The sequence below is a fragment of the Micromonospora sp. C51 genome, assembly GCF_018070435.1.
GTDB lineage: Bacteria > Actinomycetota > Actinomycetes > Mycobacteriales > Micromonosporaceae > Micromonospora > Micromonospora sediminimaris.
In genome coordinates this window covers 273755-297601 of record NZ_JAGPXQ010000002.1, presented here as the reverse complement: position 1 = coordinate 297601, position 23847 = coordinate 273755, and the positions used below count along the sequence as shown (strand labels likewise).

Genomic DNA, 23847 nt, shown 5'->3' with positions numbered 1-23847 from the left:
AGGAGATCTCCGTGCGTGTCTTCGGCATGAACTACGACACCGGCTTCGTCAGCGCCGGCTCCACCACCCACGAGCCGTTCGACCCCGAGACCGTCCGGCGCGACCTGCGCATCATCCGCGAGGAGTTGCACTGCGACGCGGTACGCCTCACCGGCGGTGTCCAGGATCGACTGGAGTTGGCCGCGCGATTCGCCGCCGAAGCGGGGCTCGAGGTGTGGTACTCCCCCTTCACCAACGGCCTCGACCGCAACGGGCTCAAAGCGTTCCTCCTCGACGGCGCCGAGCGGGCCGAGCGGCTCCGCCGCACCGGCGCCTCGGTCGTGTACCTCACCGGCTCCGAGATCTCCCTGTTCACCGACGGATTTCTGCCCGGTCGTGACCTCGTCGAGCGGCTGACACTGTTCGCCGATCCGATGCGGATGCGGGAGGCGGTCCCGGTTGCCCGAGCCGCGGTACGCGACTTTTTCGCCGAGGTCGTGCCCGCGGTGCGGCAGCGGTTCGACGGCCTCGTCGGTTACGCCGCGATCCCGCTGGAGGACGTCGACTGGGCCGCGTTCGACATCATCGCCAGCGACGCCGGCTACCGTGACGCGACGAACGCCGCGGCTTTTCCGCAGACCCTGGCCGCTGCCGTGGGGCAGGGCAAGCCGTACGCCGTGACCGAGTTCGGCTGCTGCACCTTCCGGGGCGCGCCCGCCGTCGCGGGCGCGACGGAGCCGGTGACCTACGACGAGCAGGGCCGCGCCGCGAAGCTCACCGCCAGCCTGGCACGTGACGAGGCGGGCCAGGCCCATTACCTGGTGGATCTGCTATGCGACTACGAGCGTGGCGGTGTGGAGGCGGCGTTCGTGTACACGTTCGCGAACCGGCACCTACCCACCACCGGCGACCCGGCGCACGACTACGACCTGGCCGCGCGCGGGATCGTGCGGGTACTGCCGGACGGCTCGTGGCAGCCGAAGGCCGCCTTCCACGCCCTGGCCGAGTACGGCCGCGCTCGCGCGCAGACGTTGGAGCGGGCCTGAGGAAGATCGGGCGGCGGCGAACCTTGTTCCTCACGCGGCGTGATGCCCGATAGTCGTGCCATGGCGGAGCACCTGACCGTGGGACGGGTGGCGGAGTTGGCCGGCGTCAGCGTCCGCACCCTGCACCACTACGACGAGATCGGCCTCCTCGAACCGTCCACCCGAACCGCGGCCGGACACCGGGCCTACTCCCCCGACGATGTGGAGCGCCTCCGGGAGGTACTCGCCTACCGGCGGCTCGGCTTCGGGCTGCGCGAGATCGCTGATCTGGTCGACGATCCGACCACGGACGCGGTCGCGCATCTGTGCCGGCTGCGGGGCCTGCTGATGGATCAGCGTGATCGCGCTGCCGCCATGGTGACGGCCATCGACCGGGAGCTGGAGGCACGGGCGAGGGGAATCAGGACGACACCGGAGGAGCAGTTGAGAGTGTTCGGGGCGCAGTTGTACGACGCCATTGGAGCCGACTATCCCGCGACCCGACGCACCGAGCCACGGATCGCCGCGCGCATCTGGGATGCGTTGGGTGACGCCCGGACGGTGCTGAACGTCGGAGCCGGCACCGGCTCGTACGAGCCGCCCGACCGCGACGTCACGGCGGTGGAGCCGTCGGCGGTCATGCGGGCGCTGCGTCCCCCGGGCGCGGCGCCGTGTGTGGCCGCCGCTGCGCAGAGTCTGCCGTTCGAGGACCAGTCGTTCGATGCGGCGATGGCGGTCAGCACGGTGCACCACTGGCCGGATCCGGTCGCCGGCCTGCGCGAGATGCGACGGGTGGCCCGCCGCGTGGTGGTGTTCACGTACGACGCCGACGACACCGGCTGGCGTCAACGATTCTGGCTCACCCGCGATTATCTGCCGGAGTTCGCGGACCTCCTCGTCGGATGGCCGTCGCTGGCCGATCTGGCCGGCGCGATCGGCGGACGCGCCGAGCCGGTGCTCGTGCCGTGGGACTGCGTCGACGGGTTCTTCGAGGCGTACTGGCGTCGACCTGAGGCGTACCTGGACGAACACGTACGCCGCGCGGTCTCGGTGTGGGCCCGGGTCGGACCGCAGGCCGAGCAGCGGGCCGTCAGCAGACTCCGCGAGGACCTGGCCTCGGGCCGGTGGGCCGAGCGCAACCGCGACCTGGTCGCCCTCGACGCGGCGGAGCTCGGTCTCCGCCTGCTCGTGGCCTGAGCCCCGGGACGCATCCGGGTTATCGGGCGGCCAGCCACTCGGCGGCGAGTTCGGTGATGATCGCGCCACCCCGATCGTTGAGGTCACACTGCAGTGACCACCTGCCACGGAGAGTCGGTGGACGAAGCTCGCGCGGTGCCCGGTCGCGTCACGGTGTGCGGCGGAGCCGGAACTGTCAGAATCGGACTCAAGGAGCCGGTACGGCACGGGTCGAGGGGAAGACATGAGCGACTGGAACGACAAGGTCATCGCCGAGTTTCGCGCCAACGGCGGGCAGGTGGGCGGTCACTTCGCTGGCGAGCCACTGCTGCTGTTGCACACGGTCGGCGCCAAGAGCGGCCAGCCCCGCGTACACCCGATGATGTACCAGAGGGTGGACGGCGGCTACGCCGTGTTCGCGTCCAAAGCCGGCGCGCCCACCAACCCCGACTGGTACCACAACCTGCTCGCCCATCCGCGCACTCAAGCGGAGATCGGGACGGACACGGTCGATCTGGTCGCCCGGGTCGCCACCGGGGACGAGCGGGAACGAATCTGGAGCGCGCAGAAGGCAGCGTATCCATTCTTCGCCGAGTACGAGCGGAAGACCACCCGCCAGATCCCCGTCGTCGTACTCGAACCCGCGCCGTAGCGGGCCAGGGGCGGGGCTCGGAAAGGTCGACACGTCCCGGTCACGATGCCGAGGTCAGAGGCCGGCCAGTTTCTCGAAGAGTTCGCTCGTCGTGTCGTAGTACCTCGTCGTCCGGCCGAGGCGCGCCATGCCGAGCCGCCGGCAGACGGCCTGGGAGGCATGGTTGTCCGGGTTCGTGACCGCGATGACCCTCGTCAGACCTCGGTCGAACGCGTCGTCCAGGACCGCCGCCGCTGCTTCGGTGGCGTAGCCGTGCCCCCAGACGTCCGGATGCAGATGCCAGCCGATCTCGACATCGGTCGGGCCCCCGGTGACTTCGCCGGCCGACAGGGGAATCGGCTTGAGCAGGACGTTGCCCACCAGCCGGCGGTCCGTCGCGGTGGTGACGGCCCAGATCCCGTGGATCGGATCGTCGATGGCGCGTCGACGTGCGATCGAGGCGAGGGCGTCCTCACGGCTGTTCATGAGGGTCGGCCGCGCGCCCAGGAACCGCACCACCTCCCAGCGCGACTCGAGATCCAGCAGGAAGTCGGCGTCCTCCTCGCGCCAGGGACGCAGCAGCAGGCGATCGCTCGCGATGGTGCGCATCTGTCCCAACCTAGTGCTCCGGCCGGGGCCGAGGGAGCGCCAGGGCGGGTATCACTGTTGCGGGCGAGGCTTGGTGACAGTGCTGGCCGATTCGGAGAGGATCTCGGCGAGGATGCGTCGCGCGCTCGCGAACTCTGCTGCGTCCTCCGGGGCGTCGAACGTGTAGGAGCAGGTGGCGAGGGTTTTCCAGAGGGCCCAGCCACGGCCACGCGCCCACGTCGCATCATCCACCGACAGCCGGGCGCGGAATGCCTGCCGGCCTTCGGCGGTCAGCAACGTCCAGGCGATCGCCAGGTCGCAGGCCGGGTCACCGACGCCGCAGGTCCCGAAGTCGATGACGGCCGCCAGCTGGCCGTCAGCAAGCAGAAGGTTGCCCTGGGCGATGTCCCCATGGAACCACCGGTCGACACCGTCCCAGCGGGCGTCGAGTGCTGCCGCCCAGATCTCGCGCACCAGCTCGACATCGACGTGGTCGTCCAACGCCGCAAGCGCCTGCTCCACAATCTTGTCGTAGGTGCGCAGGGTGCCGCCCCGGAACCAGTTGTGGACACCCGGCTGCGGACCCCCAGCGGCATCGACGGCCCGCAGGGCCGCCAGGAACTCGGCCAGGTCGACCGCGAATCGCGCCGAGTCGGCGATGCGGTCCAGGCTGGCCGGCTCGCCGCCGAGCCACCGGTAGATCGACCACGGGTAGGGATAGTCCACAGCTGGCTCGCCTCTCGCCACCGGGGTGGGAACGGGCAGCGGCAGCCGAGCAGCGAGGACCGGCAGCCACCGATGTTCCTTGTCGACCGCGAGGGCGTACTCGGCGGCGCTGGGCAGACGCACCAGCAGGTCGGGACCGAGGTGGAAGGTCCAGTTGTCCCAGCCACCGTTGGCCACCGGCTCGATCGGGAGGTCGGCCAGGTGCGGGAACTGGTCGGCGACGAGCCGACGCACCTGTTCCGCGTCGACGGTGATGCGCTGCGGCACGGGGCCGAGATCCGGAACTTCACTCACTGAGCCGTCCTCTTCCGACCATGGGGGTCTGAGCGCGATCTGGTACGCGAGCGACAGTAGCCCGCCGATCAGTCATCGAACGTGGCGTACCGTGCGATGGCACCCGGTCGTCGGTGGGGGCCGCCATGGATGAGCAGGATTTCTGGGTACGGCTGGAGTTCCGCATCTGCGCGGAGTTCCGGGGCTTCGAGGACCGGCACCTCCGGTGGTACTGGTGCGATGGTCTGGTGGCCGAGCAGTACGAGTTGCTGACCGCCGAACCGTGCATCCGCGGCCGGGCCTGGTGCGGGCCCAGCGGCCAGGAGCCGTGGCGGTTCGTGCTGCGCATCGGCCGAGGCGCGCGAACGCGTGCGGAGGTCCCTTGGGCGGTGCTGCTTCCCAGCGAGCAGGCAACGGGATGGCTGTCCGCCGACCCGGCGAGCAAGACCCTGCTGATGAGCCCGTTGGTCGACCATCCCGGATGAGCACAGGAGGCTGCCGCGAAACGCCCGCCATCCCGTTCTGTGCGACAGTGGTTCATGCCGTTGAGCAGGTACGACCTCAGAGCGTCGATCGCGGTGTCCGACATCCAACGGGCGATCGGATTCTACGAAGGCAAGCTCGGCCTTCAGGCATTGCAGTCCGGCCCGAGCGCCCAGATCGCCGACGGCAGCCGCATCTATGGTTGCGGTGGCAGGCCGGCGCTGAATGTCTACCAGTCGGTCACTGCCGGAAAGAGTCCGGCGACCCTGGCGACCTGGTACGTCGACGACATCGACCAGGTCGTCGACGAGCTCGTCTCGTCCGGCGTCGAGATGATCAGGTACGACCAGTTGGACCATGACGCCAGGGGCATCACCGCGCGGGCCGGCGGTGGACGCATCGCGTGGTTCCAGGATCCCGACGGCAACACCTTCGCCCTCGAAGCCGACACCTGACGGTCCGGCCATCGGCTGCCGGCATCCGGCGAGTTGGACCAGTGCGTGTCGGCACACCGACGGGGGCTACCGGTGGCGGTTGCGGGGGTGTTTCTTGGCCGTCCGCTCGTTGCCGTGTTTGTAGTTGCCGGTGATGCGCGCCATCAACTCCTGAGGATCTTCGGTGTTCACGTCGATCAGGAACCGGGCCGCAGCGGCACCCCGAAGCACGCCGGCCGGCCGGCCGTGATGGAGCAGTTCGACGTCACCGTTCTTGCGGAGGCGGTAGGTGAATCCCTCAGGTGCACCGGGCATCGCCGTATCGTCCCCGCCGGCCGCACCGCACGCGACCGAATTACGCTGCCGGGCAGGGCAGGGCAGGGCAGGGCAGGTCCGGGCTGGGCAGGTCGGTCGCAGCAGGCGAACGGCGGCGTACGGTCATGGCGACCGGTGCGTCGGCTCCCAGAGCAGGATCTGGCGGTGATGGCTGAAGCCGTTGCGCCTGTAGAAGTCGACCGCGCGGCGGCCGGAGTGGACGGTCACGTGCAGCAGCCGCCGGGCGCGGGCCTCGGCCAGGATCGCGGCCATCAGTGCACCGCCGACGCCGCGGTTGCGGTACTCCGCACGGACCTCGACCGACTGGATGTCGCCGTACCAGCGCTCAAGCGATCCGTTACCCGGCACCCGTTGCGCGACATGGAGCCAGGCGGCACCCACCACCAGTCCGTCGATCTCGGCGACGAACGGCAGGTGCGTCTGCGCGTGGGCGGCTACCCAGTCGGCGTACGCCCGGAGCGTGTTCCCGTCGATGCCACGTAGCTCCGCGAGCGCCGCCACGTCCGCCACGCCGGCCCTGCGCACGATCACCCGACGGAGTCTAAGGGCGATGTTGCCTCTGCTGAGTGACGGTCTGGGATGCTACGTCCATGCCTTCCTACCCACCCACCTTCGCCGACCAGGTCGTCGCACAGCCAGCCAAGGCCCAGTTCGAGGCGTTCATCGACGAGCACCGCAGGGCGCTCACCAACTGCCTGGACGGGCTGACCGAGGAACAGGCCCGCCGCTCGTTGGTGGTTTCCCGGACCACGCTGCTGGGTCTGGTGAAGCATGCGACCTTCGTGGAGAAGGTTTGGTTCGACGAAGCCCTCACGTGCCGGTCGCGCGCTGAGATCGGCATTCCGGCGACGCCGGACGAGTCGTTCGTCCTCGACGACGGCGACACGATCGCCAGCGTCCAGCAGGCGCACCGTGAGGCCTGCGCGGCGTCACGCCAGGCGACGTCGTCTCTGGATCTGGACGACACACTGCGCGGCAACCGCCGGGGCCCGCTGCCGCTGCGGTGGGTGTACCTGCACGTGCTGCGCGAACTCGCCCAGCACTGTGGGCACGCCGACATCCTCCGCGAGCAGCTGCTCAACGAGTAACACGGGAAGCCGGCTGGGTAGGAGTACTCAGCGGGGGACCGTGCACGGGCTCAGGTGTCGACGCTGCGGCGTCGACAGGATGTCGGCATGGCCGAACTGCCACACCCACACCCTGCTGTGCGTACCGCCGAATCTCCGTTGCCGGTCGTGGCCGCGCGTGCCCGGCAGGCCGTCCTGGCGGCCCTCGGCCGGCTGGTCGCCGCGCTGAGTCGGCTCGCCGGCCGCCACCCCGCCGGGTGGCGGTGGCTGGCGCGGCGGCACCACCCGTTCCTGGACCGGCTGGCCGCTGCGAACGCGGCGGCGATCTGCGTACGAGCCGCCCGGCAGGTACCCGCCTACCGGGCCTTCCTGCGTGCCCGCCCCGCCGGTGACCGCCGCCGACTCGACGACTTTCCGGAGACCGACAAGCTCCGTTACGTCACGGCCTACGACGCCGCCGCGCGCTGCTGGCGGGGACGGCTGCCCACCCGTGGGGTGGTGGTCGACGAGTCGGCCGGCTCGTCCGGGCAGCCGTTCAACTGGCCTCGCGCGGAGCGGGAACTGCGCGCGGTGCACCGCGACATCGCCGGATACACCGGGCTGGTGTTTCCGATGCGCCGACCGTTCGTCATCAACGCCTACTCGATGGGCGCCTGGGCGACCGGAACGACGACCGGCGCCGCGATGGCCCGCATCGCCGTGGTGAAGAACACCGGCCCGGACCTCGGAAAGATCGTCGACACGCTCCGGGAATTCGGCCCCGACTTCGACTACCTGGTGACCGCGTACCCGCCGTTCCTGAAACACCTGCGCGACCGGCTCGACGCCGAAGGATTCCCCTGGTCGCGGTACCGCATCTTCGCCAGCTGCGGCGGCGAGGGAATGACCGAGGCGCTGCGCGACTACCTGGAGCAACGGTTCGCGCTGGTGCGTTCGGCGTACGGTGCGTCAGACCTGACCATCGGTATCGGTGCGGAGACCCGGCTCACGGTGTGGCTGCGACGGCGGTTGCAGACCGATCGCGCCCTGCGGTCCACGCTGCTCGGCGCCGACGAGCAGCGGCTGCCGATGGTGTTCCAGTACAACCCGTTCAGCACCTACCTGGAGACCAACGAGCGACGGGAACTGGTCTGCACGGTCACCACCGACGTGCTGCAACCCCGGTTGCGCTACAACATCGGGGACGAGGCGCTGCTGGTGCCGTACCGGCGGATCGTCGAGCTGGCGCAGGCTGACCCGGTACGCGGAGCCGAGTTCCGCACCGCCGTCTCCGTCGAGCGGATGACCCTGCCCGTGCTGCTGCTGTTCGGACGGCGCGATTCCACCGTCTCCTACCTGGGAGCCAACCTCTACCCGCAGGACGTCGAGTACGGCCTCTACACCGGCAATCCGCACGCCGCCGAGATCAACCGTTTCTGTCTGGCGTTGGTCGAGGACGCGGCGCTGGAGACCCGGCCGGTGATCCACCTCGAACTGCGCCGCCCGCTGGCCGCCGCGCAACGCGACGCGCTCGCCGCCGCCTGCCGCAGCGGCGTACGCCGGCATCTCACCTCGGTCTCCCGCGACTTCGCCCAGTCGCTCGTGGAGGACCCGACCGCCGGTGACCTGCGAGTGGAGTTGCACGAACCCGGCAGTGGCCCGTTCGCCGGGCAGCAGAAGATCAAGAACGTCTACCTGGTGAGGTGACCATGCGTACTCGCGACTTCTCCCGCGCTCCCGCCCAGGCCCGCGCCGGTGCCATGTTCATCGGCGGGACCCGGTACGCCAATCCCCTGGTGCTGCTGCGGCTGGCACCGGCCTGGTTCCGGATGGTCCGGGACATGCGCCGGATGTCCGGCTACTGCTGGCACACGGTCTACTGGCAGTTTCCGTTGACCCTCGGCACCATCGCCTTCTTCACCGACCGCGACGCGATGCTGCGCTTCGCCCGTACCCGCCATCACCGCCGGCTGATGGTCTGGCTGACCGATGGCACCCGCAATGCCACCGCCGGGTTCATCCGGCTCTACAGCGCCGCTCCGGACGGGTACTCCAACGGCGCGTGGCGGGCCGAAAGCCCGGAGATGGGACACATCGCGACCTTCACCCCGCTGGGCGCGGAGACGACCGGGCCGGCGGTCCGGCGGTGAGCAGCCACCGGTTCGATCGCGTCACCAGCCGCCGGGACCTGCGGCAGTTCCTGGCGTTCACCGACCGGCTGTACGCCGACGAACCGCGTCACGTGCCCCTTCCCCGGCAGCAGATCCGGCGGTGGTGGCGCGACGGAGTACCGCTGTACCTGCTGCGCGACGCCGCCGGCACGGTGGTCGGACGCACCACCCTGCACACCGATCCGGCCTTCGACAGGAAGCTCGGCCGTCGGTGCCAACTGTTCGGGCTGACCGAGTTCACCGCGCCGGCCGCCGGGCCGCTGTTCGACGCGATGACCGCGCACACCGACGCCGACCGGGATCTGCTGTTCGGCCCGGTGGCGCTGCTGCCCAACCAGGCCGGCGGGGTGATCACCTCCGGCTACGCCGAGCGGGGCTTTGTCGACAGCGCCTGGAACCCGCCGCGCTACGTGGCCGCCTACGAGGCGTACGGGTTCCATCGCCGGTTCGAGTCCGACACCTGGATCTGCCCGGTGCCGGCCCCGGCGCAGCCGGCTCGCAGTGCGCCGGACGACGCCCGGCTGGAGCTGCACCGTGGTGATGTCCGGCGGCTCGACGACCAGCTCGACCTGCTGCGCGGGATGCTTAACGCCTCCTTCGCCCAGCTCGGCTACTACACGCCGATCTCCGCCGGCCAGCTGCGGCGACAGACCGACGGTCTGGCGTACCTGCTCGACGAGTCGCTGCTGCTCTACCTGACCCGCAACGGGCAGCCGGTGGCGTTCGTGCTCTGCGTACCGGACATCAGCGAGTTCCTGGTCGCCGTCCGCGGTGACCTGCACCCGGTCAACCAGGTGCGGTTGCTGGCCACGCGTCGCCGCTACCGGCGGGAGGCGGTGCTGATCGTCAAGGGCGTGCTGCCGCAGTACCAGGGGCGCGGCTACCAGCGGCTGCTCTCCACGCACCTGCACCACAACCTGCACGCCGCCGGCTACACGACGCTGCGCAGCACCTACGTCGGGCGGGACAACCCGGCGTCGGCCGCCCAGTACCGGCGGCTCGGCGGTCGCCCGCTGCACGGGTACACCTTCTACGCGAAGGAGAAGTAGGTGGACCTCGCCGCGTTCCGCGCGCTGGAGCCGTTGTGCTGGCGGGCGCCGAGCGCGCACAACACCCAGCCGTGGCGGCTGCGCTACGAAACCGGGGCGATCCAGGTCGGCTGGCACGCGGCCCACACGCTGCCGGCGGCCGACCCCACCGGCCGGGATCTGCGACTGTCCCTCGGCGCGTTCGTCGAGACCTGCCTGATCGTCGCCGCCGACGCCGGCCTACAACTGGAGTACGTCGCCGACCACGACGAACGGCACCGGCAGGTGGGCCGGCTGCGGCCGGCCCGGCACCGCTACCCGACGCCGTTCCGCACCACCGACGTGTGGCAGCGCCGCACCGACCGGGGCCGCTTCGCCGCCGGCCCGGAGCAGGAGACCCTCGACGCGGTCGACGCGATCGCCCGGCAGGCGGACGGCGGCCTCCACGCCGTGCCGTACCCGGATCGGCTCGGTGCCCTGCTACGCGCCGCCGACCGGCGGCTGTACGCGGACCCGGCGGTCGTCACCGAGCTGCGCCGCTGGCTACGGCTGGATCCGACGCATCCGAACTACCACGCCGACGGGCTCAACGACCGCTGCCTGGCGTTGTCGCGGACCGCCGCGACCGGGCTGCGCGCGGCACTGGCCGCGTACCCGGTGCTGCGGCCGCTGGGGTTACCGAGGCTGCTCGCCGCCGCCGACGATCCACTCGCGCGTGGCGGCGCGGTGCTGGTCCTCGTCGGCCCGGCGGACCTCGACCGGCCTGGTCAGGTCGAGTTCGGCAGGGTGCTGCTGCGGGTCTGGCTGGCCCTGCACACCGCCGGGCTGGCGGCGCATCCGCTGAGCCAGCTGATCGACGTCGACGCCACCCGGACGGCGCTCGGTGCGCTGCTGGACGTCGCACCGGACCGGCTGTTGCACGTCGCCCGGGTGGGCCGGCCGACGCGTCCGGCGCCCCGCTCGGCACGCCGGCTCGGCACTGTCTGACAGCGGCCGGGGTCCGCACGACCACGGGATCGATGCCGTCGCGGGCGACCGCATCTGCCCGTCGACGGGTGGCCGCCGGCCACCGGCTCACCGCAGCGACGCCGCGAGGTCGGCGGCGTTCTCGGCGTTGTGCACGACAAGAAGGCGACAACGTCGTCGATGGATGGACACGGCAGCAGGGGTACGGTCACAGCGGAGGTTTCTGATGCCGTTACCCCCGGACAGTCATGTGCACAGCGAGTGGTCGTGGGACACCCCGGTCGGCGACATGGAAGGGTCGTGCGTGCGAGCCATCGAACTCGGGTTGCCGGCGATCGCATTCACCGAACACCTGGACCACACCGCGTGGCGGGTCGCGACCGAGGGCCCGTACGTCTCGGACCACCACACCTCGCTCGCCGACGCGGACGGGATACTGACGCCGCCCGCGTTCGACGCCGCCGGATATCTGCAAGCGGTGGAACGCTGCCGGGAACGGTTCCCCCAGCTGCGCATCCTCAGCGGTCTGGAGCTGGGTGAGCCCCATCGCCACGCCGATCAGATCGCCCGGGTGCTGGCCACCGGCCGGTTCGACCGCCTCCTCGGTTCCCTGCACACCCTTGCCGATCAGGGAGGCTTCGCCGAACCTTGGGCGATCTACCCGCACCGGGATCCCTACGAGCTGGTCCGCGCGTACCTCGCCGACGTGGCGACCATGGTCACGACCAGCGACATGTTCTCCGTGGTGGCGCACATCGACTATCCGGTCCGCTCCTGGCCGACCGACCACGTCGGCCCCTTCGATCCCACAGTCGTCGAAGACGAGTTCCGCGAGACGTTGCGGGTGACCGCGCTGTCCGGTCGGGCACTGGAGGTCAACACCCGGCTGCCGTTGCACGCGACCGTGCTCAGCTGGTGGCACGAGGAAGGTGGCGACGCGATCACCTTCGGCAGCGACGCGCACCTGCCGGCCTTCGTCGGACACGGCTTCCGGGAGGCCGCGCAGCTGGCCCAGGCGCACGGCTTCCGACCCGGCAGGAGCCCCCACGACCTGTGGGGTCGGGCTTGAGCGGCATCCCGACACCGACCGAGATCGTGCTGGTCCGGCACGCCCGGTCCGTCCCGCCGACCGCCGACGGTCCGGACGACTTCACCCGCCCGCTGACCAGGGACGGGCTGCGGCAGGCGCAGGAGTTGGTGCCCGCGCTCACCGAGCCACGACCGGCGGCGGTCTGGTCCAGCCCGTACCGGCGCGCGATCCAGACCGTCCAACCGACCGCCGACGCGCTCGGCCTGCCCGTACGCACCCGGACCGAGCTGCGCGAGTGGGACGACGGCCTCGCCTTCACCGAGGTATGGGAGTCGCACTACGTCAGGAGTTGGACGGACCTCTCCTACGCACGCCCGGGCGGGGAGAGCCTCGAGCAGCTCAGCATCCGTGCCGTCGCCGCCCTGCGGGCACTCGCCCGGCACCACGCCGGCCGGGTGGTTCTCGTCGGCAGCCACGGCACCTTCATCTGCCGGGCGTTGGCCGGCTTCGGCGTGCCGGTCAGCTGGGCCACGGTGCGGCAGATGCCGATGCCCGCGGTCCACCGACTTCGCTTCACCGACCCGAGCACCGGTCCCGAGGTGTTCGGATGGAACTGATCGCCTCGGCCCGGAGTCACCCGGTCAGCGGCACGTCCGGCTCAGCCGGCCTCCGCCACGGGCGGGAGAAGGCCGGCTGAGCCGGACGGACGCGGTTTCCGCCGTTGGGCCGCGGGTCAGGGCAGCTCGATCGGAAGGGTGATGCCGTCCAGGCTGTGCGGACAGGGACAGTCCCGCTCGACCGGAAGCGCGGCGACCGCGTCGAGCAGCAGCCCGCGCAGCCGCTCGGTGTTCTCGCCGAAAACCCGGAACACCTCCTGCTGGGTCACCCCGTGGCCGCTCTCCACGCCGGCGTCCAGATCGGTCACCAGGGCGATCGAGCTGTAGCAGAGAGCCATCTCCCGGGCGAGAATCGCCTCCGGGTGGCCGGTCATGTTGATGACCGCGCCGCCGACCGTCGCGTACCACCGGGATTCGGCGCGGGTGGAGAATCGCGGCCCCTCGACCACCACCATGGTTCCACCGTCGTGCGCGGGCACCGACCGGCCGGTGGCAGCCGTCAGCAGGGTACGCCGACCGACCGGGCAGTACGGGTCGGCGAAGGAGACGTGCACCGCGCCCTGCTCGTAGTACGTCTGCACCCGGCCGCTGGTCCGGTCGATGAGCTGATCGGGTACCACGAACGTGCCGGGCCCGAGTTCCGGCCGCAGGCCACCGACGGCGCACGGCGCGAGTATCTGGCGTACCCCGAGCGACCGCAGCGCCCACAGGTTGGCCCGGTAGGGAATCCGGTGCGCAGGGTGCCGGTGGTCGCGGCCGTGTCGAGGGAGGAACGCCACCGCACGGCCGCCGACGTCGGCGATCGTCACCGCGTCGGATGGCGCACCGAACGGCGTCTGGACGACGTGTTCGGTGGCGCCGTCGAGCAGCGCGTAGAGACCCGAGCCACCAATGACGGCGAGTTCTGCGGATGGGGACACGCTCACCTCCAGTTTCTACCGGCCGGGTGCCGGCCTACCACGTCGTCAGGAGCAGGTGATTGATCGCGAGCGCCACCGCTGCCTGCACGGCGAGCCAGGTACGGCGGCCGCGGGCGGGAATCAGGGCAGCGCCCGCCATGAGCCACCAGGTGAAGGGCAGCCAGATCCGTTCGACCTCGGCCTTGCTGTAGCCGGACAGATCCGCGGCGACGATCGCCGCCGCCGCGGCAACGGGCAGCAGCCAGGCGGCGTACCCGACACTGCCCTGCTGCGGTCGCGGCAGACCGCTGCCCGGCCGCAGCGACGAGACCGCCTGCCATCCGGCGATCGCCGCGCGGCGGAGGATGACGGCAGCCGCCGGGCCGGCGGTGACGGTGAGGATCGCCAGGTTGGCCCAGACCCAGTAGCCGTAGGCGCGCCGACTGGCGATGCCCTGGTAGTAGCGCTCGATGACCAGGTGATAGCCGGTCAGCCAGTCGAAGCCGGCGGCCGTGAACGCGCCCACCACGAGTGCCGCACCCCCGAGCGCCCACCAGGCGGCGGGCCGGTGCCGGTGGCCCAGGATCACCACGGCCAGCACGATCGGGACCATCAGCACCAGCCCGTAGGAGAGGTAACAGCCGAAACCCAGCAGCGCGCCGCCGCCGAGCGCGCCGACCGCGCTGCCCCGGGTGAGGCCGTACGCCAGCAGGGCGACGCCGATGGCGGTCACCCCGGCGAACAGCCCGTCGGCGGACACTCCGGACCAGACCGCTCCCGGGAACAACGCCGCGAACGGCAGCACCGCCCGCGCCGCGTCGTCGGTGCCGAGCAGCCGCACGGTGTACGGCACGGCGACGGCGGTGAGCGCCGCCGTCAGGATGCACAGCGTCCCCGCCCAGCCGCCCCCGCCCAACCCGACCCGGTCCAGCCAGACGACCACCAGCCGCGCTCCCGGCGGGTGGCCGGACACATGGGTGGTCCAGGAGTCCGGCTGGAAGTCGAGGATCCGGGAGGTGAAGGCGCCCAGCATGGCGGGGATGTCGGTGACGCCGGGCACCTCGTGCAGATACTCGTGGTGGGTGGTCAGCCGGCCCGCGATGCCGCGTTGCCAGCCGTCGATCAGCGCCAGTGACAGCGTCCAGGCCACCGCGGTGGCGTAGGACAGGACGAGCAGCCGCCGCCACGGCAGCCGGGCCGCCAGGGCGGCTCCGCGCCAGCAGACCAGGACCGCCAACCCCACCGCCAGCGGGGTGCCGGGGCCGACGTGCGGCCGCCACTGCGCGAACAGCGGCGCCGCGCTGGCGTGCACCGGATGTCCCAGCAGGTGGAGCAGACCGCCGACACCGGCGGCGGCGACGAACAACCCGACGGCGACCCCGACGGCGATCAGGTCGGCGCGTGCGGTGGTGCGCCGCAGCCGGGCCAGGAGCGTCGTGCTCATCCGCGCAGTGGTGCCTGGGCGAACTGCCGGACTCCGTCGGCCAGGCGGACCGCCGCGCGGAATCCGAGTTCGGCCTGGGCACGGGCCGGTGAGGCGACCACGTGGCGCACGTCGCCGAGCCGGAACTCGCCGGTGACCACCGGCGTGGGACCGCCGGCGGCCCGGGCGAGTTCGGCGGCCATCTCCCCGATGCTGGCCGGATGGCCGGAGGCGACGTTGTAGGCCCGCCAGCCGGTGCGGTTCCCGGTGGCCGTCACCGCCGCGAGGTTGGCCGCCGCCACGTCGTCGACGTGGACGAAGTCGCGTCGCTGGCGGCCGTCCTCGAACACGCGCGGGGCCCGGCCCGCCGCCAACGCGGACCGGAAGATCGCCGCGACGCCGCTGTACGGCGTGTCGCGCGGCATGCCGGGCCCGTAGACGTTGTGGTACCGCAACGCCACCACGGTGCCACCGGTCTGCCGGCACCAGGCCGCCGTGAGGTGTTCCTGGGCGACCTTGGTGGCGGCGTACACGCTGCGCGGGTCCAGTGGCGCGTCCTCGTCGACGAGTCCCGGCTCCAGAGCGGTGCCGCAGTCGGAGCAGGCGGGCTCGAATCGCCGGGCGGCCAGGTCGGTGGCAGCGCGTGGAGCGGGGCGTACCGCACCGTGCCGGACGCAGGTGTAGGCGCCCTCGCCGTAGACGACCATCGAGCTGGCCAGCACGAGCCGGTGGATACCCGCGCGGGCCATCTCGGCCAGGAGCACGGCGGTGCCGAGATCGTTGCAGCCGACGTACTCGGGCAGGTCGTCGAGGTCCACGCCGAGCCCGACCATGGCCGCCTGGTGCACGACCACGTCGACGCCGCTCAGGGCGTCGGCGACGGCGGCCCGGTCACGCAGGTCGACCCGGCGCAGCGGGGCGCCGGCCACGGCGTCCGGTAGGGGCGCGCGGTGCGCACCCGGATGGCCGGCGTCCACGACGGACACCCGATGACCGACCCGGTGCAGCGCGGCGACGACATGGGTCCCGATGAAACCGGCTCCGCCGGTGACGAGTACGTGGGTCACGCGCCGACGCTAGAACCAGCCGGGCACCGTCGGCGGCCGTGACGGGCAGCCGTCAGCGTCTCGTAAGACTTCATCATCGGCTGGTAATACCTGCCCCGCTCGATCCTGATTAGCGTCCGCGACATGACCGATGTGGTTCTTCCCTGCCGGAACGAGGCACCGGCACTGCCCGGCCTGCTGGCCCGGATGCCGGCCGGCTACCGGCCGATCGTGGTGGACAACGGCTCGACCGACGACTCGGCCGAGGTGGCTCGCGCCCACGGCGCCGAGGTGATCAGCGTTGCCGAGCCCGGCTACGGCGCCGCCGTGCACGCCGGTGTCGTGGCGGCCCAGCCCGCCGACGGGGTGGTGTGCGTGATGGACGCCGACGGCTCCTTCGACCCGGCGCAACTGCCCCGGCTGGCCGCGTACGTGCGCTCCGGTCAGGCGCAGCTGGCCACCGGCCGACGCCGTCCGGTCGGACGGGGCGTGTGGCCGCTGCACGCCCGGGCCGCCAACGCCGTCCTCGCCCACCGGCTGCGCCGCACCACCGGCCTGGCCGTGCACGACATCGGCCCGATGCGGGCGGTACACCGCGACGACCTGCTGGCGCTGGGGCTGCGCGACCGACGGTTCGGCTACCCGTTGGAGCTGCTGATCTCGGCGGACCGGGCCGGTTGGCGGGTCGTCGAGATCGACGTCGACTACCGCCCGAGGGCGGCCGGCACCCGCTCGAAGGTGACCGGCACCGTGCTCGGCACCGCCCGTGCCATCCGCGACATGAGCGCGGTGCTGGCCCGGTGAGCGCCGCCCAGATCCTGGTGCTGGCCAAGGCGCCGACACCCGGGCGGGTCAAGACGCGGCTCTGCCCACCCTGCACCCCCGAGCAGGCTGCCCGGGTCGCCGCCGCCGCGCTGGCCGACACCCTCGACACCGTCACCACCGCCGCGGCCGGTTCCCGCGTTCTCGTCCTCGACGGCGACCACCCCGCCCCGCCGGGTTGGGCGACGCTCCCCCAACGCGGCGACTCGCTCGGCGACCGTCTCGCCAACGCGTTCGCCGACGCCCGCACACCCGGCACACCCGCCGTGCTGATCGGCATGGACACCCCACAACTCCTCGTCGATCACCTCGACGAGGCCGGAGAGCTGCTCGCCACAGCGGGCGGCCCGGACGCGGTGCTCGGCCCGGCCACCGACGGCGGATGGTGGACGTTGGGGCTGCGCGACCCCGGCCACGCCGTCGTGCTGCGTACCATCGCCACCTCCACGGCAACCACCGGCCGATCCACCGTGGTGGCGTTGCGTCGGCGCGGCCTGCGGGTACGCCTGCTGCCCTGCCTGTCCGACGTGGACACCGCCGCCGACGCCCGTGCCGTGGCGAGGGTGTGCCCGCCGGACAGCCGGTTCGCCCGCGCCGTCGCCGCCGAGGTGCCACGTCCGGCACCGGTCGCCCGGTGAACGCCGTCGCGGTCTTCGACACCGCGATCGACCGGGCCGCAGCGGGCATCCCGGCCGCCTTCACGGTCCGGCACGCCAGCGGCGGTGTCTACCGATTCGACCCGGCCACCTGGTGCCGGGACGTGATCGACGGAGACGACGCGCTGATCGAGTGCTGCACCGGCCACACCCTCGACGTCGGCTGCGGCCCCGGCCGGCTCACCAGCGCCCTCGTGCACGCCGGCCGGCCGGCCCTCGGCATCGACGTCAGCGCCAGCGCGGTTCGGCTGGCCCGCCGTCGTGGCGCGCCCGCCCTGCACCGCGACGTATTCGGTCCGGTGCCCGGTGCCGGGCGCTGGCGGCACCTGCTGCTGGCCGACGGCAACATCGGCATCGGCGGTGACCCGTACCGGCTGCTTCGCCGTTGCCGTCAACTGCTGGCCGCCGACGGACACCTCCATGCGGAGCTGGCACCGGCCGGCACACCGGCCTGGTCCGGGACCGCGACGGTGCAGACCCCGGACGACGCCGACCGCGTGCTGCCCTGGGCCTGCGTACCCGTCGACGAGCTTCCCGAGCTGGCCGACGCCACCGCGATGCGCGTGCTCGACACCTGGACGGAGGCAGGTCGGTGGTTCGCCACCCTGACACCCCGGTGACCGGCCGCGCGGCGGTGCTGCGCCGCCTCGCCCGGTGGTGCCTGACGCCGTTGCCGGCACCACCGGTGGCGCTGCGGCGCGGACCGCTGCGCCCCGGGCGGTTCCGGTCCCGGTTACGGTCGACCCGGCTGACCAGTCAGCTCGGCGTCACCCTCGGCGTGGCCTTCGGCATCTGCTTCGCCACCGGTCTGCTCAGCCACCTGATCCAGCACCCGCCGGGTTGGTTCTGGTGGCCGGCCCGCCCGGTCGGGCTCTACCGCTTCACGCAGGGTCTGCACGTGGCGACCGGGCTCGCCTCGATTCCGCTGCTCGGCGCCAAGCTGTGGTCGGTGTACCCGCGCCTGTTCAGCTGGCCGCCGGCCCGCTCGATCGCGCACGCCGCCGAACGCGCGGGCACTGGCCTGCTGGTCGCCGCAGCACTGTTCCTGCTGGTCAGCGGCGTACTCAACATCTCCCGCTGGTACGCGCCGATGCCGTTCTTCTTCACCGCCGGGCACTACTGGGTGGCCTGGCTGGCGGTCGGCGGGCTCCTGGTGCACATCGGCGTACACCTGCCGGCGGTCCGCGCCGCGCTCGCCCGCCCGATGGTCCCTGAGCCACGGCAGGACGGCCTGAACCGGCGTGCCCTGCTCGGCGGCGTCGCCGCCGCGTCCGGGCTGATCACCCTGACCACGGTCGGGCAGACGATCCGACCGTTGGCCGGTCTCGCGGTGCTCGCCCCACGTCACCCCGGTACGGGACCGCAGGGCCTTCCGGTGAACCGGACCGCGGCCGGCGCCGGAGTGCGGGGCGCCGCCCTCGACCCGGGGTACCGGCTGTGGGTTATCGGACCGGTCCGCAGCGTCAGCCTGGACCTCGCCGCCCTCTATCGACTTCCGCAGTACACCGCGGAACTGCCGATCGCCTGCGTGGAGGGCTGGAGCGCGGTCGGGACGTGGACCGGCGTACGGTTGGGCGATCTGGTCGCGCTCGTGGGTGCCGATCCTCGACGCGCGCCGGCCCTGGTCGAGTCACTGCAGGTGGGCGGGCGATACCGGGCCTGCACGGTGCCACCGGAACACGTTGAAGATCCGCTGACCCTGGTCGCGCTGCGGTTGGGCGGCGAGCCCCTGCACATCGACCACGGCTATCCGGCGCGGCTGATCGCACCCAACCGGCCCGGCGTGCTGCAGACCAAGTGGATCAGCCGGATCACCGTTGCGGGGACACCGTGAAGACCCGGACCGGGTTGGTCGTCGGCGGCTGCCTGCTCATGGCGTACGCCGTCGTCGGCGCCCTCACCGACGCCGACGTGACGCCGGGCGGGGTGCTGCTCTTCCTGACCGCCGTGCTGGTGGGCCACGACGTCGTCTGGATGGCGGCGGTGCTCGCCGTCGGCGTCGCGCTCACCCGCGTTCCGCCACGGTGCCGGACGACGGTCCGCACCGCGGCGATCACCGCCGCAGCGGTCAGCGTGGTGGGACTGCCCCTCGCCCTGGGATTCGGACGCTCGGCCGACAACACCTCGGTGCTGCCGCTGCCGTACGGCCGCAATCTGGTCGCCGTCCTGCTCGCCGTCGCCGGCACCACGCTGCTGGCCTGCGTGGTGCGGCGACGCGCGGCGGCGGACCGTAAGGAATCCGAAAGACCCGCCGAGGGTCGCCCGTGACCCCCGGTCGATAGCCTGGTCAGGATGGGACACCGGGTGCTGGTGGTCGACGACGACCCGACGGTCAGTGACGTCGTCCGACGTTACCTGGAGCAGGCCGGCTGCGAGGTCCAGCTGGCCGCCGACGGCGCCGACGGCCTTGCCGCGATCGCCGCCCAGCGACCCGACCTCGTCGTACTCGACCTCATGATGCCCGGCATCGACGGTCTCGAAGTCTGTCGCCGGATCCGGCGGCAGCTGCCCGACCTGCCGGTGGTCATGCTCACCGCGCTCGGTGAGGAGGCCGACCGGGTGCTCGGGCTCGAAGTCGGCGCCGACGACTATGTCACCAAGCCCTTCTCCCCCCGCGAACTCGTGCTGCGGATCCGCTCCGTGCTGCGCCGCACCGCCGCGCAGACCGCCCACCCCACCGTCTCGGCGAAGCTGACCGACGCGGCGCTGAGCGTGGACGCCGCCCGCCGCGTCGCCACCATGGGTGGAACACCGCTGTCGTTGACCGCCCGGGAAATAGATCTCCTGATCTTCTTCATGCGTCATCCGGGCCGAGCGTGGTCGCGCAGCGACCTGCTGGACAAGGTCTGGGGATGGCAGTTCGGCGACCAGTCGACGGTCACCGTCCACGTCCGTCGGTTGCGCGAGAAGATCGAGCACGACCCGGCCGACCCGCAGCGTATCCGCACCGTCTGGGGTGTCGGATACCGTTACGACCCACTCGACGAGGACGCCGGCCAGTGACCGACACGCTGCTCATCGGGCTCTACGCCCTCGCCGCCGGAGGCGTCGTCGGCCTGGCCGGTGCCGCAGCGCTCCGGCTGCTGCGCGGCCGATCGATTCTCGTGCACATCCTGGTGCTGCTCACGGTCACCGTCCTCGCGGTGGTCGCCGGAGTCGCCACGGTCGCGCAGGCGATGTTCCTGTCCGCGCACGACCTGTGGGTCGTTCTCGTCACGGTCAGCGCCTCCGCGGTGATCAGCCTCGCCGTCGGCGCCGTTTTCGGCAGCCGGCTGGCCGCTGCGGCGGTCTGGGCCCGCGCTGCCCGGGAACGCGAACGGCGGCTGGAGGCCGGCCGCCGCGAACTCGTCGCCTGGGTGTCACACGACCTGCGTACCCCGCTGGCCGGGCTGCGGGCCATGGCCGAAGCCCTTGAGGACGGCATCATCCACGACCCGGCCGTCGTCGACGAGTACCACCGGCGGATCCGGGTGGAGACCGACCGGATGGCTCAGCTCGTCGACGACCTGTTCGAGCTGTCCCGGATCAACGCCGGCGCGCTGCGGCTCATGCCCACCACCGTGCCGTTGCGTGACGTGGTGTCCGACGCGATCGCCGGGGTCGCGCCGCTGGCCGCCCGCCGCCGGATCCACCTGGTGGCTGCCGACAGCGGCTGGCCCAACGTGCGGGCCGGCGAACGCGAACTCGCCCGGATCGTCAGCAACCTGCTGATCAACTCCGTCCGTTACACACCGGAGGACGGCAGCGTGCACATCGCCGCCGGCCACGAGACCGACAACGTCTGGCTGGCCGTCTCCGACACCTGCGGCGGCATCCCCGGCGAGGACCTGGACCGGGTCTTCGACGTGGCGTTCCGAGGTGAACGAGCCCGCACCCCCGGTGCGGCCGACTCAGGCGGTGGCGGTGGACTCGGCCTGGCCATCGTGCGCGGACTCGTCGAGGCGCACGGTGGCCGGGTCAACGTACGCAACACCGACCGCGGCTGCCGGTTCGAGGTACGCCTGCCCGCCACCTGAGGCGAGCCCGCGCCACGGTCCGACCGCCCGCCGATCGACGGACCCACCTACCACCGGGCCGGCTGCGGGATCCCGAACAGCGGCACCAGCCGGTCGACGTCGAGGTACGTGACGATATCGGTGATCAGCCCGTCGGCCACATCGAGCAGCACGAGCGCGAACGGCCGGTGGTCCCCGGCCGGGTCCGGGCGCGTCTGCCAGAACGCCGGTGATCCGTTCGCCTGCACCGGCCACAGCCGGGCGCCCGAGCAGGACGCCTGCGGGTCCAGCAACGCCAGATGGATATCGTCTCGGCCGCGCAGCCACCACGCGAACGGCGGCATCGACATCGTGGCGTCCTTGTGCAGCAGCGACACCAGCGTGGCGACGTCATGGCGTTCGAACGCGGTGCAGTAGCGGTCGAGCAGATCCCGGTGGGCCGGGTCGGCGGGTCGCCACGGATCGCCGGGTGTGGGTCCGTTCTCCCGCAGCGTCGCCCGGGCCCGTTGCAGCGAGCTGTTCACCGCGGCCATGGTGGTCTCCAGCAGCTGTGCAACCTCCCCTACCGGCCAGCACAACACGTCGCGCAGGATCAGTACGGCGCGTTGCCGGGGCGGCAGGTGTTGGAGCACCGCGACGAACGCCAGCCGGATGGTCTCGCGCTGGACGGCCAGTTCCTCCGGGCTGTCGGTCGCCGGTAGGGCACGGCCGTCCGGAATCGGCTGGATCCACCGCTGATCCGCCACCGGCGGGCCCAGGGCGGCGCCGGCCTGGGCAGCGGGGCCCAGGTCGATGGCCAGAACCCGGCGCTGCGCGCTGCGGAGCATGTCGAGGCAGACGTTCGTGGCGATGCGGTACAGCCAGGTGCGCAGCGATGCTCGTCGCTCGTCGTAACGGTCGTAGGACCGCCACGCCCGCACCAGCGTCTCCTGCACCGCGTCCTCGGCCTCGAAACCGGAGCCGAGCATCCGGTAGCAGTAGCCGGTGAGTTCCGTGCGGAACCGCTCCAGCTCGGCACCCTCGTCGGTCGACGTCTCGAACATCCTCCCGACCCTACGCATCGGGAACGACACGGACCGACCGATGAGATTCCCGCGCTCCGTCCGTATGTCATGCAGCACGTCCCTTTGCAGACGGACCGCGACGATGAAGGGCTGACAGTGACTGAAGAAGACATCCGAGCGGCGGTGACCGCAGAACGGAGCGAGCAGGTGGAGCTGCTCGCCACCCTTCGACCAGACCAGTGGGACGCGCCGACCCTGTGCGCCGGCTGGCGGGTACGCGAGGTCGTCGCCCACACGACGATGCCGTTCCGCACCTCACTCGGCCGGACGCTCGTGGAGCTGGTGAAGGCAGGCGGCCGTGTCAACCGGATGGCCGATCGGTGCGCACGGCGTGACGCGACCCGCATGACCAGCGCAGAACTCCTGGCGACGCTCCGCGACAACGTCGCCCATCCCTGGAAGCCGCCGGGCGGTGGTGCGCTCGGAGCCCTGTCCCACGACGTCATCCACGGGCTCGACATCACCGTCAGCCTCGGGTTGGACCGGCGGATTCCGCCGGACCGGATGGCTATGGTCCTCGCTGGGCTGGCACCCAGGAACATCGCGTTCTTCGGCACCGACCTGACCGGGGTGGCGCTGCGGGCAACCGACCTCGACTGGTGCCACGGCAGCGGAACGCCGGTGCGCGGGCTGGCCCAGGATCTCCTGCTCGTGATCTGCGGACGCCGCCTCCCACCAGGCCATCTGGAAGGCGAGGCCGCCAACCGGTTCACCCGATGACCAGCCGGGCTGGGCCGAGCGTGGGTAGCTCGGCCCGGCCCGACCGGGTCACCGACTCCGCGCCGGTCGGGGTACCTCCGCCGCACCTGACCCCGACACCTGCCGCCAGGTCTCGGCGAGCAGGGCGTACGTGTAGCCGTCCACCCAGCCCAGCTCGGCGTGCCAGGAGTCACCGACACCGTGCTGCTCACGACGCATGCCGATCCTCTCGAGGATCCGCACGGAGGCGAGGTTGTCCGCGAAGCAGCCGGCGGTGATCCTTCGCACGCCCAGCCGCTCGAACGCGTACGCCACCATCGCGGTGACCGCCTCGGTCGCGTAACCCTGACCGCCGTACGCCGGGTCGAAAACGTAGCCGAGCTGGGCTTCGGTCCGCGCCGGCATGCCGGGTTGCCCCATGCCGTCGATCACGTCGAGCGAGACGGTCCCGATCACCACCCCGCCGAGCACCACCGCCCTGCTGTGGTCGTCAGGATCCTCCGCCGCGCGCTGCCACGCCGCCCGGAAGGACGCCGGGTCGACCTCGGTGCGCACGAGCCAGCGGGTGACCTCCGGCAGGTTGCGGAACTCCAGGATGCGATCGATGTCCTCGTCCCGTACGGAACGAAGCTCAAGACGCTCGGTGCGGAGATTCGGGCTGCCCACGAGGTGGCACGCTAGCGTCGCACACCGCCGCGACGCCTTCGAATTATCGGGTCGCCGGTCGGCCGCCC

29 protein-coding genes are annotated in these 23847 nt (G+C 71.7%); 20 read left to right on the top strand and 9 right to left on the bottom strand.

Annotated elements, in window-relative coordinates; genetic code table 11:
* The first annotated feature begins 11 nt into the window (after positions 1-11).
* The 3 genes from KBX50_RS04275 to KBX50_RS04265 all read left to right on the top strand — a co-directional run bounded on the left by KBX50_RS04275 (position 12) and on the right by KBX50_RS04265 (position 2832).
* Entirely contained in the window at positions 12-1025 is a 1014-nt protein-coding gene (locus KBX50_RS04275; protein ID WP_210934816.1) for a hypothetical protein, read from the top strand.
* 60 nt (positions 1026-1085) lie between these two features.
* Positions 1086-2201, top strand: a complete 1116-nt coding sequence (locus tag KBX50_RS04270; protein ID WP_210934814.1) for a MerR family transcriptional regulator — start codon at positions 1086-1088, stop codon at positions 2199-2201.
* Positions 2202-2424: 223 nt separating this feature from the next.
* Entirely contained in the window at positions 2425-2832 is a 408-nt protein-coding gene (locus KBX50_RS04265; RefSeq protein WP_210934812.1) for a nitroreductase family deazaflavin-dependent oxidoreductase, read from the top strand.
* A 54-nt stretch (positions 2833-2886) separates the two neighbouring features.
* On the opposite strand, the gene KBX50_RS04260 is transcribed toward KBX50_RS04265, so the two are convergent.
* Both KBX50_RS04260 and KBX50_RS04255 read right to left on the bottom strand, forming a co-directional pair.
* Complete coding sequence (locus KBX50_RS04260) at positions 2887-3420, bottom strand: GNAT family N-acetyltransferase (protein WP_210934810.1); 534 nt, start codon at positions 3418-3420, stop codon at positions 2887-2889.
* A 51-nt stretch (positions 3421-3471) separates the two neighbouring features.
* Complete coding sequence (locus KBX50_RS04255; RefSeq protein ID WP_210934808.1) at positions 3472-4419, bottom strand: aminoglycoside phosphotransferase family protein; 948 nt, start codon at positions 4417-4419, stop codon at positions 3472-3474.
* Positions 4420-4544: 125 nt separating this feature from the next.
* On the opposite strand from KBX50_RS04255, the gene KBX50_RS04250 reads away from it, so the two are divergent.
* Both KBX50_RS04250 and KBX50_RS04245 read left to right on the top strand, forming a co-directional pair.
* On the top strand, positions 4545-4883 hold the full coding sequence (locus KBX50_RS04250; RefSeq protein ID WP_210934806.1) for a hypothetical protein: 339 nt from the start codon (positions 4545-4547) through the stop codon (positions 4881-4883).
* Positions 4884-4943: 60 nt separating this feature from the next.
* Entirely contained in the window at positions 4944-5336 is a 393-nt protein-coding gene (locus tag KBX50_RS04245) for a VOC family protein (protein ID WP_374224569.1), read from the top strand.
* 66 nt (positions 5337-5402) lie between these two features.
* Here KBX50_RS04245 and KBX50_RS04240 read toward each other — a convergent pair whose 3' ends face one another.
* Both KBX50_RS04240 and KBX50_RS04235 read right to left on the bottom strand, forming a co-directional pair.
* Positions 5403-5630, bottom strand: coding sequence for a hypothetical protein (locus KBX50_RS04240; RefSeq protein ID WP_210934804.1), 228 nt, complete (start codon positions 5628-5630; stop codon positions 5403-5405).
* Positions 5631-5753: 123 nt separating this feature from the next.
* A complete protein-coding gene (locus tag KBX50_RS04235; protein WP_307870840.1) occupies positions 5754-6182 on the bottom strand; it encodes a GNAT family N-acetyltransferase in 429 nt (142 codons plus the stop codon).
* A 59-nt stretch (positions 6183-6241) separates the two neighbouring features.
* Between KBX50_RS04235 and KBX50_RS04230 the strand changes: the two genes are divergently transcribed.
* From KBX50_RS04230 to KBX50_RS04200, 7 genes are all read left to right on the top strand, one after another.
* Positions 6242-6739, top strand: coding sequence for a DinB family protein (locus KBX50_RS04230; RefSeq protein WP_210934803.1), 498 nt, complete (start codon positions 6242-6244; stop codon positions 6737-6739).
* Positions 6740-6826: 87 nt separating this feature from the next.
* Positions 6827-8404, top strand: coding sequence for a phenylacetate--CoA ligase family protein (locus tag KBX50_RS04225; RefSeq protein WP_210934802.1), 1578 nt, complete (start codon positions 6827-6829; stop codon positions 8402-8404).
* A gap of 2 nt (positions 8405-8406) precedes the next feature.
* Complete coding sequence (locus tag KBX50_RS04220; RefSeq protein WP_093408755.1) at positions 8407-8847, top strand: DUF4188 domain-containing protein; 441 nt, start codon at positions 8407-8409, stop codon at positions 8845-8847.
* Positions 8844-9917 carry a GNAT family N-acetyltransferase gene (locus KBX50_RS04215; protein ID WP_210934801.1) on the top strand — a complete coding sequence of 358 codons (1074 nt, stop codon included), beginning with the start codon at positions 8844-8846 and terminating at the stop codon, positions 9915-9917. Before KBX50_RS04220 ends, KBX50_RS04215 begins: the two co-directional genes overlap by 4 nt.
* On the top strand, positions 9918-10883 hold the full coding sequence (locus KBX50_RS04210) for a nitroreductase (RefSeq protein WP_210934800.1): 966 nt from the start codon (positions 9918-9920) through the stop codon (positions 10881-10883). It abuts the gene before it with no gap.
* Between the two features lie 205 nt (positions 10884-11088).
* A complete protein-coding gene (locus KBX50_RS04205) occupies positions 11089-11931 on the top strand; it encodes a PHP domain-containing protein (protein WP_210934799.1) in 843 nt (280 codons plus the stop codon).
* Positions 11928-12509, top strand: a complete 582-nt coding sequence (locus tag KBX50_RS04200) for a histidine phosphatase family protein (RefSeq protein ID WP_210934797.1) — start codon at positions 11928-11930, stop codon at positions 12507-12509. Before KBX50_RS04205 ends, KBX50_RS04200 begins: the two co-directional genes overlap by 4 nt.
* Before the next feature lie 116 nt (positions 12510-12625).
* Here KBX50_RS04200 and KBX50_RS04195 read toward each other — a convergent pair whose 3' ends face one another.
* From KBX50_RS04195 to KBX50_RS04185, 3 genes are read right to left on the bottom strand one after another with little or no spacing between them, the layout of a single operon-like run.
* Positions 12626-13429 carry an S-methyl-5'-thioadenosine phosphorylase gene (locus KBX50_RS04195; RefSeq protein WP_210935125.1) on the bottom strand — a complete coding sequence of 268 codons (804 nt, stop codon included), beginning with the start codon at positions 13427-13429 and terminating at the stop codon, positions 12626-12628.
* A 34-nt stretch (positions 13430-13463) separates the two neighbouring features.
* Positions 13464-14852, bottom strand: coding sequence for a hypothetical protein (locus tag KBX50_RS04190; protein ID WP_210934795.1), 1389 nt, complete (start codon positions 14850-14852; stop codon positions 13464-13466).
* Positions 14849-15898, bottom strand: a complete 1050-nt coding sequence (locus tag KBX50_RS04185; RefSeq protein WP_210934793.1) for an NAD-dependent epimerase/dehydratase family protein — start codon at positions 15896-15898, stop codon at positions 14849-14851. The genes KBX50_RS04190 and KBX50_RS04185 overlap by 4 nt, the downstream gene beginning before the upstream one ends.
* Before the next feature lie 123 nt (positions 15899-16021).
* Here KBX50_RS04185 and KBX50_RS04180 point away from each other — a divergent pair, with 123 nt between their 5' ends.
* The 7 genes from KBX50_RS04180 to KBX50_RS04155 are packed head-to-tail and all read left to right on the top strand — an operon-like array spanning position 16022 to position 21371.
* On the top strand, positions 16022-16681 hold the full coding sequence (locus tag KBX50_RS04180) for a glycosyltransferase family 2 protein (protein WP_210934791.1): 660 nt from the start codon (positions 16022-16024) through the stop codon (positions 16679-16681).
* Positions 16678-17337, top strand: a complete 660-nt coding sequence (locus KBX50_RS32645; protein WP_307870839.1) for a TIGR04282 family arsenosugar biosynthesis glycosyltransferase — start codon at positions 16678-16680, stop codon at positions 17335-17337. The genes KBX50_RS04180 and KBX50_RS32645 overlap by 4 nt, the downstream gene beginning before the upstream one ends.
* Positions 17334-17975 carry a class I SAM-dependent methyltransferase gene (locus KBX50_RS32640; protein ID WP_307870838.1) on the top strand — a complete coding sequence of 214 codons (642 nt, stop codon included), beginning with the start codon at positions 17334-17336 and terminating at the stop codon, positions 17973-17975. Before KBX50_RS32645 ends, KBX50_RS32640 begins: the two co-directional genes overlap by 4 nt.
* Positions 17948-19189: a molybdopterin-dependent oxidoreductase gene (locus KBX50_RS04170; RefSeq protein WP_307870837.1), complete on the top strand. Its 1242-nt coding sequence runs from the start codon at positions 17948-17950 to the stop codon at positions 19187-19189. The genes KBX50_RS32640 and KBX50_RS04170 overlap by 28 nt, the downstream gene beginning before the upstream one ends.
* Positions 19186-19623 (top strand): hypothetical protein, encoded by a 438-nt coding sequence (locus KBX50_RS04165; RefSeq protein ID WP_210934787.1) that lies wholly within the window; start codon positions 19186-19188, stop codon positions 19621-19623. The genes KBX50_RS04170 and KBX50_RS04165 overlap by 4 nt, the downstream gene beginning before the upstream one ends.
* A gap of 24 nt (positions 19624-19647) precedes the next feature.
* Entirely contained in the window at positions 19648-20358 is a 711-nt protein-coding gene (locus tag KBX50_RS04160; RefSeq protein WP_210934785.1) for a response regulator transcription factor, read from the top strand.
* A complete protein-coding gene (locus tag KBX50_RS04155; RefSeq protein WP_210934783.1) occupies positions 20355-21371 on the top strand; it encodes a sensor histidine kinase KdpD in 1017 nt (338 codons plus the stop codon). Before KBX50_RS04160 ends, KBX50_RS04155 begins: the two co-directional genes overlap by 4 nt.
* A 47-nt stretch (positions 21372-21418) precedes the next feature.
* Here KBX50_RS04155 and KBX50_RS04150 read toward each other — a convergent pair whose 3' ends face one another.
* Complete coding sequence (locus tag KBX50_RS04150; RefSeq protein ID WP_210934782.1) at positions 21419-22393, bottom strand: sigma-70 family RNA polymerase sigma factor; 975 nt, start codon at positions 22391-22393, stop codon at positions 21419-21421.
* A gap of 144 nt (positions 22394-22537) precedes the next feature.
* Here KBX50_RS04150 and KBX50_RS04145 point away from each other — a divergent pair, with 144 nt between their 5' ends.
* Positions 22538-23134, top strand: coding sequence for a maleylpyruvate isomerase family mycothiol-dependent enzyme (locus KBX50_RS04145; protein ID WP_307870836.1), 597 nt, complete (start codon positions 22538-22540; stop codon positions 23132-23134).
* 48 nt (positions 23135-23182) lie between these two features.
* On the opposite strand, the gene KBX50_RS04140 is transcribed toward KBX50_RS04145, so the two are convergent.
* Positions 23183-23779 (bottom strand): GNAT family N-acetyltransferase, encoded by a 597-nt coding sequence (locus KBX50_RS04140; protein ID WP_210934780.1) that lies wholly within the window; start codon positions 23777-23779, stop codon positions 23183-23185.
* Positions 23780-23847: the final 68 nt, after the last annotated feature.

Bases quoted from the DNA above. Each gene is read 5' to 3' on its own strand.
- KBX50_RS04240 (WP_210934804.1), bottom strand. From the start codon at position 5,630: ATGCCCGGTGCACCTGAGGGATTCACCTACCGCCTCCGCAAGAACGGT.
- KBX50_RS04190 (WP_210934795.1), bottom strand. From the start codon at position 14,852: ATGAGCACGACGCTCCTGGCCCGGCTGCGGCGCACCACCGCACGCGCC.
- KBX50_RS04150 (WP_210934782.1), bottom strand. From the start codon at position 22,393: ATGTTCGAGACGTCGACCGACGAGGGTGCCGAGCTGGAGCGGTTCCGC.
- KBX50_RS04220 (WP_093408755.1), top strand. From the start codon at position 8,407: ATGCGTACTCGCGACTTCTCCCGCGCTCCCGCCCAGGCCCGCGCCGGT.
- KBX50_RS04160 (WP_210934785.1), top strand. From the start codon at position 19,648: ATGGGACACCGGGTGCTGGTGGTCGACGACGACCCGACGGTCAGTGAC.
- KBX50_RS04250 (WP_210934806.1), top strand. From the start codon at position 4,545: ATGGATGAGCAGGATTTCTGGGTACGGCTGGAGTTCCGCATCTGCGCG.
- KBX50_RS04265 (WP_210934812.1), top strand. From the start codon at position 2,425: ATGAGCGACTGGAACGACAAGGTCATCGCCGAGTTTCGCGCCAACGGC.
- KBX50_RS04260 (WP_210934810.1), bottom strand. From the start codon at position 3,420: ATGCGCACCATCGCGAGCGATCGCCTGCTGCTGCGTCCCTGGCGCGAG.
- KBX50_RS04180 (WP_210934791.1), top strand. From the start codon at position 16,022: ATGACCGATGTGGTTCTTCCCTGCCGGAACGAGGCACCGGCACTGCCC.
- KBX50_RS04270 (WP_210934814.1), top strand. From the start codon at position 1,086: ATGGCGGAGCACCTGACCGTGGGACGGGTGGCGGAGTTGGCCGGCGTC.
- KBX50_RS04225 (WP_210934802.1), top strand. From the start codon at position 6,827: ATGGCCGAACTGCCACACCCACACCCTGCTGTGCGTACCGCCGAATCT.
- KBX50_RS04205 (WP_210934799.1), top strand. From the start codon at position 11,089: ATGCCGTTACCCCCGGACAGTCATGTGCACAGCGAGTGGTCGTGGGAC.
- KBX50_RS04230 (WP_210934803.1), top strand. From the start codon at position 6,242: ATGCCTTCCTACCCACCCACCTTCGCCGACCAGGTCGTCGCACAGCCA.